Consider the following 17,687-nt stretch of genomic DNA (forward strand, 5'->3'; position numbering starts at 1 on the left):
CCGCATGAGCCAAACTGTAACCCTGAAGAAGGAAGCGCCTGTCGTCGCGGTCCGCAGCAAACGTCGGGTATCCGTCGGCAAAGTCGCCGTATTCACTTTATTCGGCGTCCTGCTCGTCACGCAGCTGTACCCGCTCGTCTGGCTGTTGATTTATTCGCTTAAGACGAACGAAGAGATTTTGTCGGGAAGCTTCTTCTCGCTGCCGGCCATATGGCAGTGGAGCAACTACTCTGCCGCCATAGAAAGCGGGAACTACTGGAAGTATCTGTACAACAGCGCGTTCGTCACGATCGTTACGATGCTGAGCATTATTTTGCTTGCGTCCCTGACGGCTTTCGCGATTACACGTTTTCGCTGGAAATACGGGCAGCTCGTTATGCTCTTGTTTTTGCTCGGTATGATGATCCCGCTGCAGGCGACTTTGCTTCCGTTAATGCTCATTTTCAAAAATATGGACATTCTCAACACGCATCTTTCGCTGATTTTGCCGTATATCGCTTTTCAGACGCCGATCGCCGTGTTTATTCTGAGCGGGTTCATGAGGACGATCCCTACGGAGATCGAGGAATCGGCCATTGTGGACGGCGCCGGAGTGCTGCGGATTTTCGGCTCCATCGTGCTTCCGGTGTCGATTCCGCCGATTATGACCGTATGCATCCTGGCCTTCATTAACATCTGGAACGAGTATATTTTGGCGGCTACGTTCATCTCCTCCGAGAAGCTCAAGACGCTGCCGTTCGGGGTATACAGCTTTGTCAGCCAATACTCCGTCAACTACGGCGCCATCGGGGCGTTCCTCGTGCTCGGCGCGCTGCCGGTCGTTCTTATTTATTTCCTGCTTGCGGAGAAAATAACGAAAGGGATGGTAGCCGGTGCGGTAAAGGGGTAACATGGGAGAATGATCAACTTTCGGTCCATTCACGGTCGTCTTTTTCTCATATTCCTGTTCTGCATGCTCGGACTGCTGCTGATTGTCAGCTTCGTCTACTATCAGCGCGCCACCGAACAAATACGCGACAAGATGAGCAGCGTCGCCGAGAAAAATATTTCCCAGACGGCCGGCCTGTTCGACCTGATGCTCAAGGGCTACGACAGCGTGACCAAGTCGCTGAATTCCAACAACGAGCTGATGAAGCTGCTTCGCGATCCGTCCTCCGACCAGACCGTGGAGGGCGTGAATTTGGAACGCAGAATTACCGATATTCTCGGGGCGATTTTCTATTCCCGCAACGATATTGTAGGGATTCATATCGTCACTAACCGGGGCAAGGTGTACAGCTTCGACCGTTCCGTCGGGGCGACGGTGCGCGATCACTCCGAGCAGGAATGGTATACCCGGCTGCAGCGCTCGACCGGCGAGATGATCTGGCTGGGCGTCTATCCTCATTCTCTGATGAGCGGCGGCATTGAGAAATCGGTGTTTGCGTTCGGCCGTCAGCTGTTCGAGCTGAGCGCGCTGAAATCGGTCGGCATCGTGCTGATCGAGACCGACGCCGACGCAATCGTATCCGCCCTCTCCAACGCAAGTCTGGGACCCGGCAGCAATGTGGTCATTCAGGCGGCGGACGGGGTGGAAATCATTCGCACGAATCCCGTCCAGTCCGACAGGGATCGTATCCCGCTCGGCTGGCCCGGACCGCTCAAGACCGGAGAGGTGCTGATGACGGAGCGGGAGGACGCGATGATTACGGCGGCCGGAATCCGTACGGCAGACTGGACGGTTATCGGCATTACGCCGACGAGGGACCTGCAGCTGGAGCTCAGGGAGACGCAGCGGTTTCTTCTGTCCGTCATCATCGTGCTTGTCATCGCGGCTACCGCGCTGGCGACGCTCGTGTCCCGTTCCTTCTCCTCTCCGTTCAAAAGGCTGATTCAGCAGATGAAGCAGGTGGAGCTCGGCAATTTCAAGGGACAGGTGCGCGTGCATTCGTATCAAGAGCTGAACGTGCTTGTCAGCTCGTTTAATCGGATGGTTCGCCAGATGGATGAGCTGATCGAACGGATCAAGCTGGCGTCCATCAGCGAGAAGAACGCTCAGCTGCAGGCGCTCCAATCGCAGGTGAATCCGCATTTTCTGTTCAATACGCTGGATATGATCTACTGGATGCTGGACGAGCGCGAGAACGACCGGCTGGGCAAGGTGATCTTGTCGCTGTCGCAGATTTTCCGGTACGGGAGCGAGTGGGAGGAAGCTTCGCGGGCTCCGCTTCGCCGCGAGCTGGAGCAGTTGCGGCATTATCTGACCATTATCGAGACGCGGCTCGGAGGCCGCGTTCATACGGAGTTCGAGGTAGAGGAGCGCTGGCTGGGCATCGAGGTTCCGAAAATGTGCCTGCAGCCGATCGTCGAGAACGCGGTCAAATACGGGCTGGAGCCGCTGGACCGGCCGGGCTTGCTGCGCATCTCCTCCCGCGAGCGCGATGGCAAGCTGGAAATCGCGGTAGAGGACAACGGCGTCGGAATGGACGAAGAGACGCTGGAACGGATTGTGCATGCGCTCTCCGGAGAGCGCGTTTCCCAGGTGGCGGATGAGGCGGCCGGCCCCGAGAGAAAAGGGATCGGGCTGCAGAACGTGCATTCCCGCATCCGTCTTCTGTTTGGAGAAAGCTACGGCTTGAGCGTCCGAAGCCGCTTGAACCAGGGAACCGCCGTTACGGTGACGATCCCCATTCCTCCTGAAAGGGGGTAATTCTTTGAACATTCTCGTTGTCGACGATGAAAACGTTATTCGCAGCGGAATCGAACGAACGATCCGCAACCAGTTTCCGGAGCATGCCGTATACTTGGCCGCGAGTCCGGGAGATGCGGTCGACTTGCTCAAGAACGAATCGATCGACCTTGTGCTCACGGACGTTCTGATGCCGGGGATGACGGGGCTCGAATTGATGGAGATATCCCGCAAAAGCCACGCCCACGTCAGATGGGTCGTCATCTCGGCGTATTCCGAATTTGCCTACGCTCAGGAAGCCGTTCGGCTGGGGGCCAGGGATTATTTGCTCAAGCCGATCGGCAAGGACAGCTTGATCCGGCTCATCGGCAAGCTGGGCGAGGAGATCGCCGAAGAGAACGCCCGCACGAAGGAAACCCAGCTGCTGAAAAGCAATCTTCGCCTGCTGCGGGAAGCCGTAATCGCCCGCTGGGCGTCGGGGCTGGACCTCGGGGGCATCGATCTGAAGCCGTTCATCGAGAAGCATCCCAGCTTTCGTCTGGTAATGGTTCGCATGGAGAGCGAACGGGACATGAGGCTGGAGCATTTTATCGTGGAGAATGTGCTGACCGAGCTGATCGAAACGGCGGGCACCGGCTTTGTCGCCAGCATCGACGCCAAAAGCCTGCTCGGACTCGTGACGCTGCGGGAGGAGAGCGCGCTTCACTGGCTGGTCGACCAGCTGAGAAGCCATCTGAAGCGGTACTTGAAGGCGCCGTTTCAGGTGCTGCACACCGAGCGCATCGCGGATTTCAACCAGGTGCCTGAGGAGATGCAGCGCATGCGGACGGCCGCAACCAGCCAAGTATACGACCACTACGCCAGCGGCGGCGACCAGGCCGTCGAGGTTGCGCTGCAGTATATTCAAGGGCACTATCACACCGATCTGTCGCTGGAAAAGGTCGCTTCGATCGTCTATTTGAACCCGATCTATTTCAGCCAGCTGTTCAAACAGAAAACCGGCCACGGCTTTAAGGAGTATATCACCCAGCTGCGGCTGGAGCGGGCGATGGAGCTGCTGCGCAAATCCGAGCTGAAAATCGTCGACATCTCCGAGCGCGTCGGCTACCCGGACATGCGCCATTTCTCGCAAATTTTCCGCAAAAAAACCGGCCTCACCCCATCCGAGTACCGCCAATCCATGGGCTCGGGCTCAGGCCCGGGTGTAGGCTCGGGTGAACGCACCGACAGAGGCGCCGGCTCGGGCGTGGATAGAGCTCTGGGTAAGGACAGAGGCGTAGGCTTAAGTGTGGACGCCGTTATCCCCGTCGAGCAGGAGTGAGCGAGGGGCTAAGCCTGCTCGACGGGGTTTCGTGGGCGCGGGATAAGCCCGCCTGGGGAGCTTACCGGCGACCGGTTCACCTGATTCGGGTGAATAAGCCCACCTGGGGAGCTTACTGGTCACCGTCCCGCGCGGTTCCGGCGAATAAGCCCGCCTGGGGAGCTTACTGGTCGCCGTCCCACGCGGATCCGGCGAATAAGCCCGCACGACGAGCTTACTGGCGGCCGTTCCGCAGGATTCCGGTGAATAAGCTCTCCTCGCGTGCTTACCGGTCGCTGTTCCGTGTGATTCCGGCGAATAAGCCCACCTGGGGAGCTTACCGGCGGCCGATTCACGCGGTTCCGGCGAATAAGCCCGTTCCGCGAGCTTGCCAACGGAACGGGCTTGGCCCCGTAATGACTGTTTCTACAACGCGCCTGAATCCTGGACGATCTGCAGCGCCTTGTCGTAGTCGTCCTCTTCCACGACCGCAGTCAGCAAGATGTCCCATCCGTTCACCCGATTGTCCGCGCCGCCCGAGCTGTATCCGCTCGCGCTCACGCTTGCGGCGGCAAGAGCGCCGGCGTCGGGAACGAAATTTCCTCCAAGCGTCAAATAGCCAAGGCCCGGGAAATCCGCGGAAAGCGGATTTTCGAATTTGTCCAAATGCTGGACCCCTTCCCCCGGATAACCGTCGAAACGGTCGATCGAGTGCTCAATCAGACGGAGCGAGCTCAGCTTTTCCACCGCCTGCTGCGCTTCCCACGGCGTTTTGAAATAAGCCATCAACGTTCTTTCGGACACTTGCTTTCCTCCGTTTTCGCTAAGGGTAATTTTCCCTGTAGTATGGGGCGAACGGGCACGGAACTATTCGGGCTTTCCTGGGACCATCGTTTCACTAACCAGGCCAACGCCCCAGCATATCGAGACATGGTCCCGCCGAATCCTACGTATCGAACCATCACCCCACCAACCAAGCCAGCAATCAAGCCATCGCCTACTAACCAAGCCAACAGTCCCGTCACATCGAGCCATCGCCCACCAACCAAGCCGTCACCCCGCTCATCGAAGCCATCGATGGGGTGCATCGATAACATCCAATCGCGCCGCGAACAAATTCAAGTACAATAAAAGTAAAGGCAATAAACTGCTCGCACCGGAGGGGACGAGATGGAGACAAGGGAACAAGCGAACGACGGCGGGTATTATGCGGTTATTTTCACCAGTCGGCGTACGGAGGGGGATAACGGTTACGGCAAAATGGCCGAGGAGATGGAGCGGCTAGCTTCAGCCCAACCGGGCTTTATCGGCGTCGACAGCGTCCGGGACGAATCCGGGGCCGGCATTACGATTTCGTATTGGGAGAGCCTGGAGGCGATCGCCAATTGGAAGAGTAACTCGGCGCATCGAGTCGCGCAGGAACGCGGCAGAGCAGAGTGGTACCGGGGCTACGAGGTGAAAATATGCAAGGTGGAGCGAGAATACCCGTTGAGCGAAAAGGCCGGGGCCGAGGATGAACATGCCGGGTTTGACGCGGAACGCGAAAGATGAGGCGGCACTAGACAGTAAATAACTGCGATTCGGCGTCTGTGCGCAGCATTGTCTTGACGATGCGGATTTATGCTTATCCTGATCTGCAGCCGCAAAGCTACCCCGGCGTCAAAGGACGCCGAAGGTTTTTGGCTGGCAGCGAGACAATATATTTGGGGGATGCCGAAGGTTTCGGAGGCTATTCGAACGAATCGATGACGTCCGTCAGAAGGACAAGCTCATCGTTAATCGGGATAGAGACCGTCCGAATCCAGAGATGGGTGTCCAGGTCGGCGTATTTTTCCGAGATTTTGGCTTCCGCCTCCGCCGCCGCTGCGCGAGACAGATGCGGGATGAAATACGGCCTCCAGCTCCAATCGGCATAGCGGTACTCCAGATTGACCTCCCAGATCTCCTTATCGCTGCGGGCATGATTGGCGGACAATTGAATGCCCGTCGTCCGGCATAAATACACGCGCATGCAGGAGTCGTCCAGGCGCGGCAGCAGAAGGCGGATCGCCTCGTCAGCGAGCTCCGCTTCTTCGTCGTTAGGCATGCGTCGCTCCAGCAGCTCCCGGATACCCGATTCCCGTACTTGCTTGACCATTCCGCTGCCGATTCTCTCCCAGCGCTGTCGAGTTTCTTTCACCAGAACCCGATGGGCGTCCAGCTCCGCTTCGATCAGAGGGGTGAAGGCGCGTTTTTCTTGAAAATCGGCCTGCGCTTGCGAGAACAGATAGCCTTGGACGTATCGTGCTCCGGCTTGGATCGCTCTTTTCAGATCCTGGTTCGTCTCTACGCCTTCGAGCAGCAAGGAAGCGCCGATCTGCTCCGCGAGGTTGGAGAACGAGCGAAGCACGCCAAGGTATCCGCTGTGGGTAGCGCTCTTTTTCATCAGTACAATGTCGATTTTGAGCAGGTTAGGCCGAATTCGGGCAATCCGGTCGAAATTGCTGAACCCCGTTCCTATATCGTCTATGGCAATTTGACAGCCGGCTTGCCGATAAAGCTCCACGATTTGCGTTAATTCGGACAAGGATTCCCCGAACTCGTCCTCTGTGATTTCAATGCACACCTTGCGAGGATCTACGCCGTATTTGTACAGCAGCTGGAGGGTATGCAGTTCCCCCGTATCTTTGTAATACCGATATATCCACGAGGGTTTCAGATTCACGAACAGAAGGGGAGGTTCCGTTAACGCACTTAATTTGGCTATCGCCTGCTCGCGAAGGATGCGGTCGATCCGAACGTGCTCTTCGACCGATACGCTGCTATCCGCGAAGAAGGGGCCGAGGCTTCGCACCGTGCCGTCGACCCGTTCCCTTCCCAAAGCTTCGTAACCGATGATCTCCCGGCTTTCCATAGCTACGATAGGTTGATAGTAAGCCAGCAGTTGTCCTTGAGGATTGTGTCGAAAGGTGACATTGTTGTTCGGTAGATTGCTCATAGAAGCCCTTTCCGATCGTGATGGTGTTAGATAAAGTAACATATATTGTTGATTGTATAGAAGGCGGAAGAATCCTACAAGCAAAAAATAGACAAATGTCTGCACAAAAGAGAGGCAAAGTGCCATCCCTTAAGCAGATTCGCTTGAGATTATCGATAGACAAACCGGGGTATGTACCTCCTGAAGACTCTGTTTCATGCGCCTTGCGCCTTTTGCCTCCGATTATCTTTCAAGTAAAACTTGGCGGGCTTAGGGGACAACCTCTCCTCTTATTTTCGCAGGAATCGACAGGAACTTTTGGACGCCTTCGACGTCTATAGAGTAGCTGAAGATTTGCTGAAACTTTCGCCGATGTTTTTACGTCCAATTACCAAGATCATGAAATCCGAATGCGGAAAAGAGAACAATTTCATTTTTCCACCCAGAGAGGATGAATCCAGTGCGTAAATTTCTTCCCTTGCTAGCGGCATTTGCCATCGTCATTTCGTTCTTTCATCAACCGCAAGGAGCCAAGGCCGCCACTCCGATCCGAATTTTCATCGACGGCCAAATTCTGCAGACCGACCAGCCGCCTTTGCTGATCGGAGGGTATACGATGGTTCCGCTTCGCGGGATCTTCGAAGCTCTGAACGCGCAGGTGCTATGGAACCAGAAGGCCAAGACGGTCACCGCCAAGAAGCGCGACACGACGATCGTGCTGACAATCGGCGCCAAGACGGCGACCATCAACAACGAGACGGTCACGCTCGATTCGCCGGCGCGCGTGCTGGCCGGCCGCACGATGGTGCCGGTCCGGTTCGTCAGCGAAGCTCTCGGGGACGACGTTCGCTGGGATAAACTGTCGCAAAGCGTGCTGATTACGACCAAAACGGTCCAGCAAGTCGGCAAGGTCACCCAGCTTGGCGTAACGGAAGTTTCCCAGAACGGCGACGGACGGGATTTGCAGGTCAGCTTCTCGCCGCCGTCCGATCAATCGAACGTCAGCGGATACCGGATTCTGGTCGTGAAGGCCGAGAACGTCGCTTCCTTTAATCTCGCCAAAGCGCTGTCCGTTCGCGCGGCCAATTACACGTCGGTAAACAAATCCGGTTCTTACCAACGCATAACGCTTACTTCGCAGAGCCGCGACGTCGACGGAGCGCTGCTTCGCGCCAATCAAGCTTACAAAGTGTTCGTACTGACGATTGGGCAGGATACGAACGCGCTGTCCGACTCCTCGATCTCGATTACTTTAAGGGCGGTCCCTGCCGTAGGCCAGGCGACCAACGTGAAAGTGGAAGACATCGGCGACCTCGGCGACGGCCGCGATCTGCGGGTCTCGTTCTCCAGAGCGACCAACGAAAGCAATATTTCGGGCTATCGGGTCATGGTCGTCAAGACGGCCAACGCTTCCGGGTTTAATCTGTCCCAGGCGAACGGCATGTCCAGCTCCTACTATACGAATGTCTCCAAGACGTCCGGAACGGGCGCGCTCAGCGTGACACTGAATTCGTCGGCCCGGGATACCTCCGGCGATCTCATTCGCAACGGAACGGCGTATACCGCCTTCGTGATGACGGTCAGCTCGAATACGACGAACTGGGCGCATGCTCTGTCCTCCGGCTCCGCATCCGTAACGCTCGGTTCGTCCGCCCAAACCCCGGTTATCACGGGAGTGGCGGACGTGGACGATAACGGCGACGGGCGCGATCTGCAAGTGACGTTCAACAAGGCCTCCGACGAATCGAGAATCGCCTCGTACAGAATTTTCGTCGTCAGAGAGGGAGATTATGCGAGCTTTAACTTGACGGAAGCCAATCGCGTCTCTTCCGGCAACTATTACGATCAATACAGAACGGGCAGCAATTATAACCTTGTCCTCTCTTCGAATATGAAGGACACGAAAGGCAATAAGCTGGCTAACGGGGTAGACTACCGGGTGTTCGTGATGGGCGTGTCCAACAACAGCGCTTACGCCAATACGCTCTCGGCGGCTTCCGCCAGCATCAGGCTTACTAACTCCGGAGTTCAGGCGGTAACCAATCTGTCGGTCAGCGACGTTGCGGATTACAACAATGGCCGCGACCTGCAGGTCTCGTTCACGAAAGCGACCAACGAATCGCTGATCAAGAACTATCGGGTATTCGTCGTCAAGGAGGCTAAAGTCGGAACCTTCGGCTTGGCCGCGGCGAACGCAGTCACGAATTCGAATAACTATACGACAATCAATAAAACCAACGCTAACATCGCTCAATCGTTGGCCGCAGGCGCACGGGACGTCGATGGGGAGACGATCCGCAACGGAGTCACTTACCGGGTGTTCGTCATGTCCGTAGGCACCGCGAGCGGCAGCAATGCCCTGTCGTCGATGTCCGCTTCGATCCAACTCAGCAACAACAACGTTACGGCGGTCACGAACGTCGCAGTCAGCGATGTCGCGGACTACAACAACGGCCAGGATCTGCGCGTGTCGTTTACCAAAGCGGCCAACGAGAATAACATTGCCCATTACCGGGCTTATGTCGTGAAGGAAAACGCGGCGGCTTACTTCAACTTGAACACCGCCAACGCGGTAGCGCACTACACGACGATTTACAAAAAAGGAACCAACATCGTCCAAGAGCTGAACGCCGATTCACGCGACATCGACGGCACGCTGATTCAGAACGGCATCAAGTACAAGGTGTTCATCTTGTCGGTAGGCGTCTCCAACGTATATGGCAACGCGCTGTCTACTGCTTCTGCGACGATTCAGCTTGAGAACAAAGGAACGGTAACCGCCGCTACGAACGTGACGGGAGCCGACGTGGCCGACAACGGCAACGGTCAGGATCTGCGCGTGTCGTTTACGAAGGCATCGGTGGAGACGAATATTAGCGAATATCGCATTTTTGTCGTGCAGGATGCGGCAGCCTATCAGTTTAACCTGAACAACGCAAATTCGATCACCAATCCGGCATTGTACACGAGAGTTGCCGTCGGAGCGAACTATAACGCAGTGCTGGCAAGCACCGCCGTCGACAGCTTCAATCAGCCGATCAAGAATAACGTGCCGTACCGCATCTTTGTCCTGTCGGTAGGCTTCGGTCCTTCTTACGGCGTGAATGCTTTGTCTACCGCTTCTCCGGCGGTCACTTTAACGACTTCCGGCGCTCCTGCGGCAACCGGCGTCGCCGTCAGCGACACCGGGGATTCCGGAACGGGCGCAGACCTGCGCGTCAGCTTTAACAAAGCCGCGGACGAGAGCAACATTCAGGAATACCGCGTCTTCGTTGTCAAAAGTGGCAGCACCTTTACGCTGGCGACAGCCGTTAACGCTGCTCCGTATGCGGCGTTCGCTCCGAACGGAACGAATCCAATCTTGAATCTGGGCGCGGTTCCGACCGATACGAACGGCGCGGATATTACGAACAACGTCAGCTATCAAGTGTACGTGCTTTCCGTAGCTAAAACAGGCAGCAGTTCGTTGTCCTCTCCCTCGGCGGCGATCAGCCTCTCCTCGCCGATTCAGGTGGGCGAGGTTACGAACGTGGGCGTAGCACAGGTCAGTGCGGATAAACTGCTCGTCACCTGGACTCTGCCGGGGTCGCAGACGGGAATAAAGCAATATGCCGTGTTTGTAGTGAACTCGAACGGGACATTGAATGTGAATACGGCTTATAATTTGCTTAATCAAGCGCCCGCAACCGCGAATCCGGAAGCGAATTCGGCGGAATTGCTCCTGGGCAGCCCGGTTGTCGGGGGCGGTACTGTGACAGCGGGTACGGCTTACCAGATCTATGTCTTAACGGTCGCAGAAGGAGCGAACCCGACGCTTCACAAGCTTTCCGCGCCTGTCTCGATTACTACGGCAGCGCCTTAATCGTTTCTCACGCCGATATCAAGAAGCAAGTATCCTCTAACGCGGCTCGCACAATGGATCGCGAGCCGTCGGAGGGGGCTTGCTTCTTTTTATTGACTCTCAGCATCGGCGTTCTCCGGGTGCGCAAAGGGAAATAGAGGACAAGCCCGCCCCGCGGTCAATCGTTGAGGAAACGGGAGGATCGGGAGAACCCGCAAAGGGAAGGCGTCGAAATGTGATTTCAATCCCCGATCATGATAGAATAATAGAAAAGGTTAAAGGAGTGTCCGCGTGAAGCTGTTCAGAAAAATACGCAGCTGGGTAGGCTCGCTGGCGATCGCCTACGTTTTGTCGCTGCTGATCGGAATCTTTCTTCTCCAGCCCTATCGAGTGGACGGACACTCTATGGACCCGACGCTGCGCGATCATCAGCGGTTGTTCGTGTCGAAGCTGTCCCACACTTTTTCCTATATGCCGGACTACGGCGATATCGTGATTATAGACAGCCGGGTGAGCCGGGAGCGCAGCTTTATGGACGATGTGAGGGAGAATCCGTTGATCCAACTGCTGACCAGGGACGAAGACCGCATTTACTATGTGAAAAGGGTGATCGGCAAGCCCGGCGACGTTCTTGAGCTTGCCGACGGTCAGTTGTATCGCAACGGCGAACGGCTCGACGAGCCGTACATCAAAGAAGAGATGAACGCGTTCGTCGGAGGCGTCTGGCAGGTGCCGGACGGGCATGTGTTCGTCATGGGAGACAACCGCAATCACAGCGACGACAGCCGTTCGATCGGGTATATCCCCTTGAACCACGTGCTGGGCAAGAAGCTGTAGCGCAATCGCAGCAAACATCCGCAAGGAGCCGGGCCGGCATCGAGCTGCGTCCGGCTCCTTGCTGCATCATGATTCCAAAGCTTCTCCGGCCTAACGCGTTCATCGTCCCAAGGACGCCGAAGGCGTTTTTTTGCTTGTTCGGGCAAAATGTAATATCCTGTCTGCATCATGTTACAATAGCAAGCATGCCGTATTTCGCGTAAGGGAGAGAACCATGAGAATAAGCATTCGGGCGAAAATTTTTATCGGCTTCTCCATTCTGCTGGTCGTATCTCTCAGCCTCGTCACCTGGATCTGGTACGAGAAGTATTCGCGCAACCTGCGCGAATCCTCGGAGGAGTTCATGATTCGCTCGATTACCGAGATGAACGACAGCTTCGAGCTGACGATGAAGGACATCGACTACATCAGCACGATGATCTCGCTGAACCGTCCGAACGTCATCGACGTGCTCGTCGGAGACCCCGAGGACACCGTTTTCGACCAATTGCAGAAGGACCGCAAGCTGGACAACTACATTTCCAGCCTGTACGGCTACAAATATTACATCTCCGGAATCAGCGTCGTCAGCGGGAACGGAAGGGCGTATTCGCAGGGAACCTCGCTGACGGTCGCGCAGTTTCAGGATTCTCCCTGGTACGCGAGCATGACCGAGCGGCAGGGCCGTCCCGTGTTCGTCACCACTCACGCGGGCTCCTCCCTCGACCGGGTGTCCGAGTTCCCGTCGCAGAACGTCGTCTCCCTTGCGCGCACGATCCGGGACGGCAACCGGCAGGTCGGGTACGTGCTGATCGACTTCGGGTACGAATTCGTGCAGAGGATGTTCAGCAGGCCGTTGGTGAAATCGGGGCAGTCGTTCCTGCTCGACGGGGACGGCCGTTTCGTCTACGCGCAGGAGGAGCTGGACATCAACCGCAGCATCCGGCAGACGAAGTACGCGGACGTTCTTCCTTTGCTGCAGGGCTCGTCGGGGAGGAAAACGATCGATATCGGGGGCGAGCCTCATTTTCTCGTCTATTACAAATCCCAATATACCGACTGGACGACGGTGGCGCTCGTGCCCAAGAACGAACTGCTGGCGGACAGCCGCAGAGCGGCCAATACGTCCATGATCGTGCCGCTCGCGACGCTGATTGCCGCGCTTCTGGTCGCCACGGTGCTGGCGCGTCAGATCACCCGCAACATCGGCATTCTTCGCAACGCGATGAAGCGGGTCGGATCGGGCAACCTGACCGAGACGATCGCAATCCGCTCGCGTGACGAAGTGGAGGAGTTGAGCCGCGGCTTTAATCAGATGGTCGAGAGCATCAAAAATCTGGTCGAAGACGTGAGGCGAACGGACGAGAAGCGCCACGAGATGGAGTTCAAAGCGCTGCAGGCGCAGATCAATCCCCATTTTCTGTTCAACACCTTGAATCAGATCCGCTGGCTCGCCGACATTCAGAAGGCCGACAATATCAAGGAGCTTGTCTCCTCGCTGCTTGCGCTGCTGCACAGCAGCATGGGCAAGGGCGGCGAATATTTGACGGTGCGCGAGGAGATCGACTATCTTCGCCATTATTTGAACATTCAGGAGTACCGCTATTACGACAAGTTCGAAGCCGTATTCGATTTCGAAGAGGAGATTCTGGACGGGCGGATCTTGAAGTTCCTGCTCCAGCCTCTCGTGGAGAATGCGTTGATTCACGGCATCGAACCGTTAAAAGGCAAGGGATTGCTGACGATAAAAGGGTTCGCCGACCGCGGGGACCTCGTACTGCAGGTGTCCGACAACGGGATAGGCATGACGCCGGAACGGCAGGAGGAGCTTCTCGTTTCTTCGGCCGGGAAGGACAAGCTCCGCTTTAGCGGAATCGGCTTGAGCAACGTCCAGGAGCGCATTCGCATGCATTACGGTCCCTCTTACGGCCTGGAATTGCAGAGCGTCTCGGATTTGTTTACGACGGCGACGATTCGACTTCCATACCGGACGGAGAAGGAGGAGGAATGACGAATGCTGCGAATCATGCTGGTGGACGACGACTTGCCGACGTTGAACCGCCTGAAAAACATGCTGGAATGGGAAAAGCACGGCTTTGTCCTGTGCGGGGAAGCGACCGGCGGAAAATCCGCCCGGCGGATGGCGGACGAGCGCGAGCCCGATATTGTCGTCACCGATATGAGCATGCCCGGAATGGACGGCCTGGAATTGATCGATTACCTGACGAAGCGCCATCCCCGGACGAAAATCATCGCCGTCAGCGGCTACAGCGACGTGCACTATATTCGCAACAGCTTGCGGAGCGGCGCAGTCGACTATATTCTGAAGCACGAGCTGAGTCCGGCCCTGCTGCTGGACGTGTTGGGCAAAGCCTCCGACAAGCTCGAGGAAGAGCGGATGGCGACGGAGAAAAGCATGCAGCTGCAGCTTCAAGTGGAGCGAAGCCGCGTCTTGCTGAGGGAGGACGCGATTCGCCGGCTCGTCCAGGGAGAGCGGCCGGACGAATCCGTTCCGGCGGCCGCTTTGCAGGAGCTCGGCCTCGAATTCTATCCGGGAGGCGTCACGGCGGTCGTTGTGTCCTGGGACGGATATCTGCAGTTAAGGGAAAGACTCGAGCGCAAGGATCTGGACAATCTGACCCAGTCGTTCAAGGATATCGCCGGCAACATTCTCGCGGACGCGGACAAAGCCTACTTGGCGCAGACGGAGGAAGGCAGGTACGTTCTTCTGTTCACGCTGCAGACCAGCAGCCGCCTGCTCTGGCATACGACGATTCACGAGACGCTGCGGCGGATTCGGTCGAGCGTAAAGCGGCAGCTCAACCTGAGCGTCAGCTGCAGCGTCAGCGTGCTGTGCGATGCGATCGCGGATATTCCGCAAGCTTTCGCGGAAGCCGAACGGGCGCTGGAGGAACGGTTCTATGCCGGGACGGACGCGGTGATCTGGCCGGAGTCCGCCCGCAAGCCGAAGGAGGCCGAGGTTCCGACGGTGGACGTGCGGCTGGAGCGCGAATTGTCGCTCCGGCTGTCCCGCCTGGACGAGGAAGGCGTCGGGGAAGTGCTGGACGATCTGTTCGATCGAATGATCGAGGCGCACGCGGCTTACAAATCGGTGCAGATGGCCTGCGTCGAGCTTATCCATCTGGCTAATCGCAGCTTGAAGGAAGCGGGCATTGCCGAGGAAGAGGTGTATGGCGGCGGCTCCGCGACGCCATATGAAACGTTGATGCAATTCGATACCGCCCGCGCGCTGCGGGACTGGATGACGAACGTGTACCACGATCTGCTGCGCGCGCTGCGTTCCCGCCAGACGCCGTCCGCGCATTCCGATCTCGTGCGGCGAACGCTCGAATGGATCCGGCGGCACCATGCGGAGCCGATCACCTTGCAGCTCGCGGCGGACGAGGCCGGCGTCAATTCCTCCTATCTGAGCCGCGTGTTCAAGGAGGAGCTGAAGCTCGGATTCGCGGATTACGTCACCCGGTTCCGGGTCGACCAGGCGAAAAGGATGATTCGCGAGGGGGAGAGCGATCTGAAGGAGATCGTGCGGCGGACGGGATTTTCCAGCTACAATTATTTTTTCACCGTGTTCAAGAAAGTGACCGGAATTACCCCTGTCGAATACGAGAAAATGCCGGATTCGGCCGAGACGTAAAAAAGCTGTAGTGAAACGTAAAAAAAGTGGAGCCCTTGGGCGGGCTTCTTTTTTTTATGATTAAGAGGGACAAATTAAGAATTAACCTAGGGAGGTTCAACAGAGATGAGAACAAAGAAGTGGCAGTGGGCTCTGACCGGCGTCGTCGCCGCGAGCCTGGTCGTCTCGGCGTGCGGCAACTCCAACAATAGCAATGCAGGCGGGGAGAGCTCTCCTTCGGGCACGGCTCCGGCAAGCTCGGGCAAGCAGGAGACGGTTACGTTCTGGTCCTGGGTGCCGACGGATATTCAATCCAAGAAAGTGATCGAGGCGTTCGAAGCGGCCAACCCGGACATCAAAGTCGAATACTGGCGCGGCGAACAGACGGACTTCCAGAAAAAGCTGCAGGTGGCGATCGGCGCAGGCGAAGGTCCGGATCTGATGGGGATGCAGGTCGGCGGCATGCTGAACCAATACGCGAGCATGCTGGAACCGATTCAGCCGCTCGCGGACGAGAAGTGGGGCGCGGGCTGGGAAGAGAAGTTCGTTCCGTCTTCCATCGATCAAGTGAAGTCCAAGGACGGCTCCATGGTCGCTCTGCCGCTTAACTTGACGGGTCAAGAGTTCGTTCTGTACAACAAGGCGATTTTCGATAAAGTGGGCATTACCGAGGTTCCGAAGACGTATGAGGAATGGAAGCAGGTTAACGCGAAAATCAGCGAAGCGGGCATCGTGCCGGTCGCGATGGGCGCGAAGGACACCTGGCATGACGTCGACATGTTCGTTGCATTGAGCAATCAGTTCGCTCCGGGCAAAGTGTACGAAGCCGAGCAAGGCCAAGTGGCGTTCACGGACCAGGCGTTCGTCGACACGATGAACGCGTGGAAGCAGCTGTTCACGGACAAAGTGTTCCAGGACGGCGCTCTGGGTTTGTCCACTTATCCGGACGCTCGCGACCAATATTTCTACTCCGGTAAAGCGGCCATGTTCATGACCGGCTCCTGGCACGTCGGCTTCGGTCTTCCGGGAGGAGAGAAGGAAGGCACGGCGATCGAGAACGATCCTGCAGGCATGTTCCTGCTGCCGCAGATCGGTCCGAACCCGTCCAAGGCGGTGGCAAGCGTCGATACGGCGCTGGCGATCAACAAAAATTCCAAGCACAAGGAAGCCGCCTGGAAGCTGCTTGAGTTCCTGACGATGGGCGAAGGCCAGCAGATCATGGCCGACTTCATCCAAGGCTCCCCGTCCAAAATCGGCGTAGAGGTGCAGACGCTGGATCAATTCAAGTTCGACTCCGAGAAGGAAGCGGTGGGCATCGTGAACCAGGAGATTGCCGGCGCAGTCGGCAAGCGGCTGCTCGACTATCCGGAGCTGAACAATGCGATCGGCATCGCGATGCAGGACGTCGCTGCGGGCAAGGACGTCGAAGCGGCGCTTAAGGAAGTGCAGAAGGTGTCCGAAGGCGTTGCCCGATAACGCAATCGAACGACAATAACGGCGCGGGCATGAGCGGTAGAGAGAATTCTCCAGGCTCATGCCCGACGTTCGTTGCCAACAGGGGGGATCATCATGTCCGGCAGCCGTTCCGTTCTATCCGGGGGGAAGGCCTATCTATACATTTTGCCGATTCTGATTTTATCGGGAATTTTCCTGTATTACAGCATCGGATTTACGGTTTATACCAGCTTTCATCAATGGAACGGCATCGATTCCCAGATGAAATACATCGGCTTCGACAACTACAAGAAGCTGTTCGACGACTCCACCTACCATATCGCGCTTAAGAACAATCTGATTTTCCTCGTATGCACCGTCCTGATTCAGGCGGCCCTCGGACTGCTTCTGGCCGTGCTGCTGCGGGCCAAGCTGTTCGGGAATCATTTTTTCAAATCGATCTACTTCATTCCGGTGGTGATGGCGCCGGTTATTATCGCGGCGATCTTCCGCATTATTATGGATACGAATTTCGGCAGTCTGAACGAGACGCTGCGCGCCTTGCATCTGGATTTCCTGGCCGTCTCCTGGCTCGGCGATCCGAAATACGCGCTGATGTCCGTCATTATCGTGAACATATTCCAGTGGATGGGCTTCAGTATGACGATGTACTACTCCGGCCTGCTGGCCATCCCGGATGAAATATACGAATCCGCCAAGATGGACGGATCGGGCTTCTGGAGAACGCTGTTCCGGATTACCGTTCCGCTCGTTGGCGGGACAACTTCGACGCTGGTCGTGCTCGGCATCGTCGGTTCGTTGAAGACGTTCGATATTGTCGCTTTGCTGACCGGGGGCGGCCCGGGGCGGTCCACGGAGTTTCTGACCACTTACGTGTACAAGAAAGCGATCGACGAGTTCAACGGCGGCATGTCGGCGGCGGCGGGCGTAACGATTCTCGTGATCGCCGTTGTGCTGGCGGTCGTCCAATTGCGCCTGGGCAACCGGCAGCAGAATAACCACTAGGGGGGAACGGTC

The 17,687-nt window shown here is 56.8% G+C and carries 12 protein-coding genes; 10 read left to right on the forward strand and 2 right to left on the reverse strand.

Annotation, left to right across the window (positions count from 1 at the left end; genetic code table 11):
• Window positions 1–4: 4 nt before the first annotated feature.
• The 3 genes from ACFFT4_RS31530 to ACFFT4_RS31540 are packed head-to-tail and all read left to right on the forward strand — an operon-like array spanning window position 5 to window position 3,989.
• Window positions 5–889: a carbohydrate ABC transporter permease gene (locus ACFFT4_RS31530; RefSeq protein WP_378053160.1), complete on the forward strand. Its 885-nt coding sequence runs from the start codon at window positions 5–7 to the stop codon at window positions 887–889.
• 9 nt (window positions 890–898) lie between these two features.
• The gene (locus tag ACFFT4_RS31535; RefSeq protein WP_378053162.1) at window positions 899–2,689 is read left to right on the forward strand and encodes a sensor histidine kinase; all 1,791 of its coding nucleotides are present in this window, start codon (window positions 899–901) and stop codon (window positions 2,687–2,689) included.
• 4 nt (window positions 2,690–2,693) lie between these two features.
• Window positions 2,694–3,989 (forward strand): response regulator, encoded by a 1,296-nt coding sequence (locus ACFFT4_RS31540; protein WP_378053164.1) that lies wholly within the window; start codon window positions 2,694–2,696, stop codon window positions 3,987–3,989.
• A 405-nt stretch (window positions 3,990–4,394) separates the two neighbouring features.
• Here the strand turns inward: ACFFT4_RS31540 and ACFFT4_RS31545 are convergent, their stop codons facing one another.
• Window positions 4,395–4,772, reverse strand: a complete 378-nt coding sequence (locus tag ACFFT4_RS31545; RefSeq protein ID WP_378053166.1) for a hypothetical protein — start codon at window positions 4,770–4,772, stop codon at window positions 4,395–4,397.
• A 366-nt stretch (window positions 4,773–5,138) separates the two neighbouring features.
• Between ACFFT4_RS31545 and ACFFT4_RS31550 the strand changes: the two genes are divergently transcribed.
• Window positions 5,139–5,519 carry an antibiotic biosynthesis monooxygenase family protein gene (locus tag ACFFT4_RS31550; RefSeq protein ID WP_378053168.1) on the forward strand — a complete coding sequence of 127 codons (381 nt, stop codon included), beginning with the start codon at window positions 5,139–5,141 and terminating at the stop codon, window positions 5,517–5,519.
• A 178-nt stretch (window positions 5,520–5,697) separates the two neighbouring features.
• Here the strand turns inward: ACFFT4_RS31550 and ACFFT4_RS31555 are convergent, their stop codons facing one another.
• Window positions 5,698–6,945 (reverse strand): EAL domain-containing protein, encoded by a 1,248-nt coding sequence (locus tag ACFFT4_RS31555; RefSeq protein WP_378053170.1) that lies wholly within the window; start codon window positions 6,943–6,945, stop codon window positions 5,698–5,700.
• Between the two features lie 439 nt (window positions 6,946–7,384).
• On the opposite strand from ACFFT4_RS31555, the gene ACFFT4_RS31560 reads away from it, so the two are divergent.
• From ACFFT4_RS31560 to ACFFT4_RS31585, 6 genes are all read left to right on the forward strand, one after another.
• Window positions 7,385–10,786, forward strand: a complete 3,402-nt coding sequence (locus tag ACFFT4_RS31560) for a stalk domain-containing protein (RefSeq protein ID WP_378053172.1) — start codon at window positions 7,385–7,387, stop codon at window positions 10,784–10,786.
• A 270-nt stretch (window positions 10,787–11,056) separates the two neighbouring features.
• A complete protein-coding gene (lepB, locus tag ACFFT4_RS31565; RefSeq protein ID WP_378053174.1) occupies window positions 11,057–11,602 on the forward strand; it encodes a signal peptidase I in 546 nt (181 codons plus the stop codon).
• Window positions 11,603–11,816: 214 nt separating this feature from the next.
• Window positions 11,817–13,592 (forward strand): cache domain-containing sensor histidine kinase, encoded by a 1,776-nt coding sequence (locus ACFFT4_RS31570; protein WP_378053176.1) that lies wholly within the window; start codon window positions 11,817–11,819, stop codon window positions 13,590–13,592.
• A 3-nt stretch (window positions 13,593–13,595) separates the two neighbouring features.
• A complete protein-coding gene (locus ACFFT4_RS31575; protein ID WP_378053179.1) occupies window positions 13,596–15,236 on the forward strand; it encodes a response regulator in 1,641 nt (546 codons plus the stop codon).
• Window positions 15,237–15,341: 105 nt separating this feature from the next.
• Window positions 15,342–16,691, forward strand: a complete 1,350-nt coding sequence (locus tag ACFFT4_RS31580; RefSeq protein WP_378053181.1) for an ABC transporter substrate-binding protein — start codon at window positions 15,342–15,344, stop codon at window positions 16,689–16,691.
• Window positions 16,692–16,784: 93 nt separating this feature from the next.
• Entirely contained in the window at window positions 16,785–17,675 is an 891-nt protein-coding gene (locus ACFFT4_RS31585; RefSeq protein WP_378053183.1) for a carbohydrate ABC transporter permease, read from the forward strand.
• Window positions 17,676–17,687: the final 12 nt, after the last annotated feature.

The organism is Cohnella cellulosilytica (assembly GCF_042431195.1).
Lineage (GTDB): Bacteria > Bacillota > Bacilli > Paenibacillales > Paenibacillaceae > Cohnella > Cohnella cellulosilytica.

What these genes read in the sequence shown, in the direction of transcription:
- ACFFT4_RS31530 (WP_378053160.1), top strand. Translation starts at nt 5, where the DNA reads ATGAGCCAAACTGTAACCCTGAAGAAGGAAGCGCCTGTCGTCGCGGTC.
- ACFFT4_RS31535 (WP_378053162.1), top strand. Translation starts at nt 899, where the DNA reads ATGATCAACTTTCGGTCCATTCACGGTCGTCTTTTTCTCATATTCCTG.
- ACFFT4_RS31550 (WP_378053168.1), top strand. Translation starts at nt 5,139, where the DNA reads ATGGAGACAAGGGAACAAGCGAACGACGGCGGGTATTATGCGGTTATT.
- ACFFT4_RS31555 (WP_378053170.1), bottom strand. Translation starts at nt 6,945, where the DNA reads ATGAGCAATCTACCGAACAACAATGTCACCTTTCGACACAATCCTCAA.
- ACFFT4_RS31570 (WP_378053176.1), top strand. Translation starts at nt 11,817, where the DNA reads ATGAGAATAAGCATTCGGGCGAAAATTTTTATCGGCTTCTCCATTCTG.
- ACFFT4_RS31575 (WP_378053179.1), top strand. Translation starts at nt 13,596, where the DNA reads ATGCTGCGAATCATGCTGGTGGACGACGACTTGCCGACGTTGAACCGC.
- ACFFT4_RS31580 (WP_378053181.1), top strand. Translation starts at nt 15,342, where the DNA reads ATGAGAACAAAGAAGTGGCAGTGGGCTCTGACCGGCGTCGTCGCCGCG.
- ACFFT4_RS31585 (WP_378053183.1), top strand. Translation starts at nt 16,785, where the DNA reads ATGTCCGGCAGCCGTTCCGTTCTATCCGGGGGGAAGGCCTATCTATAC.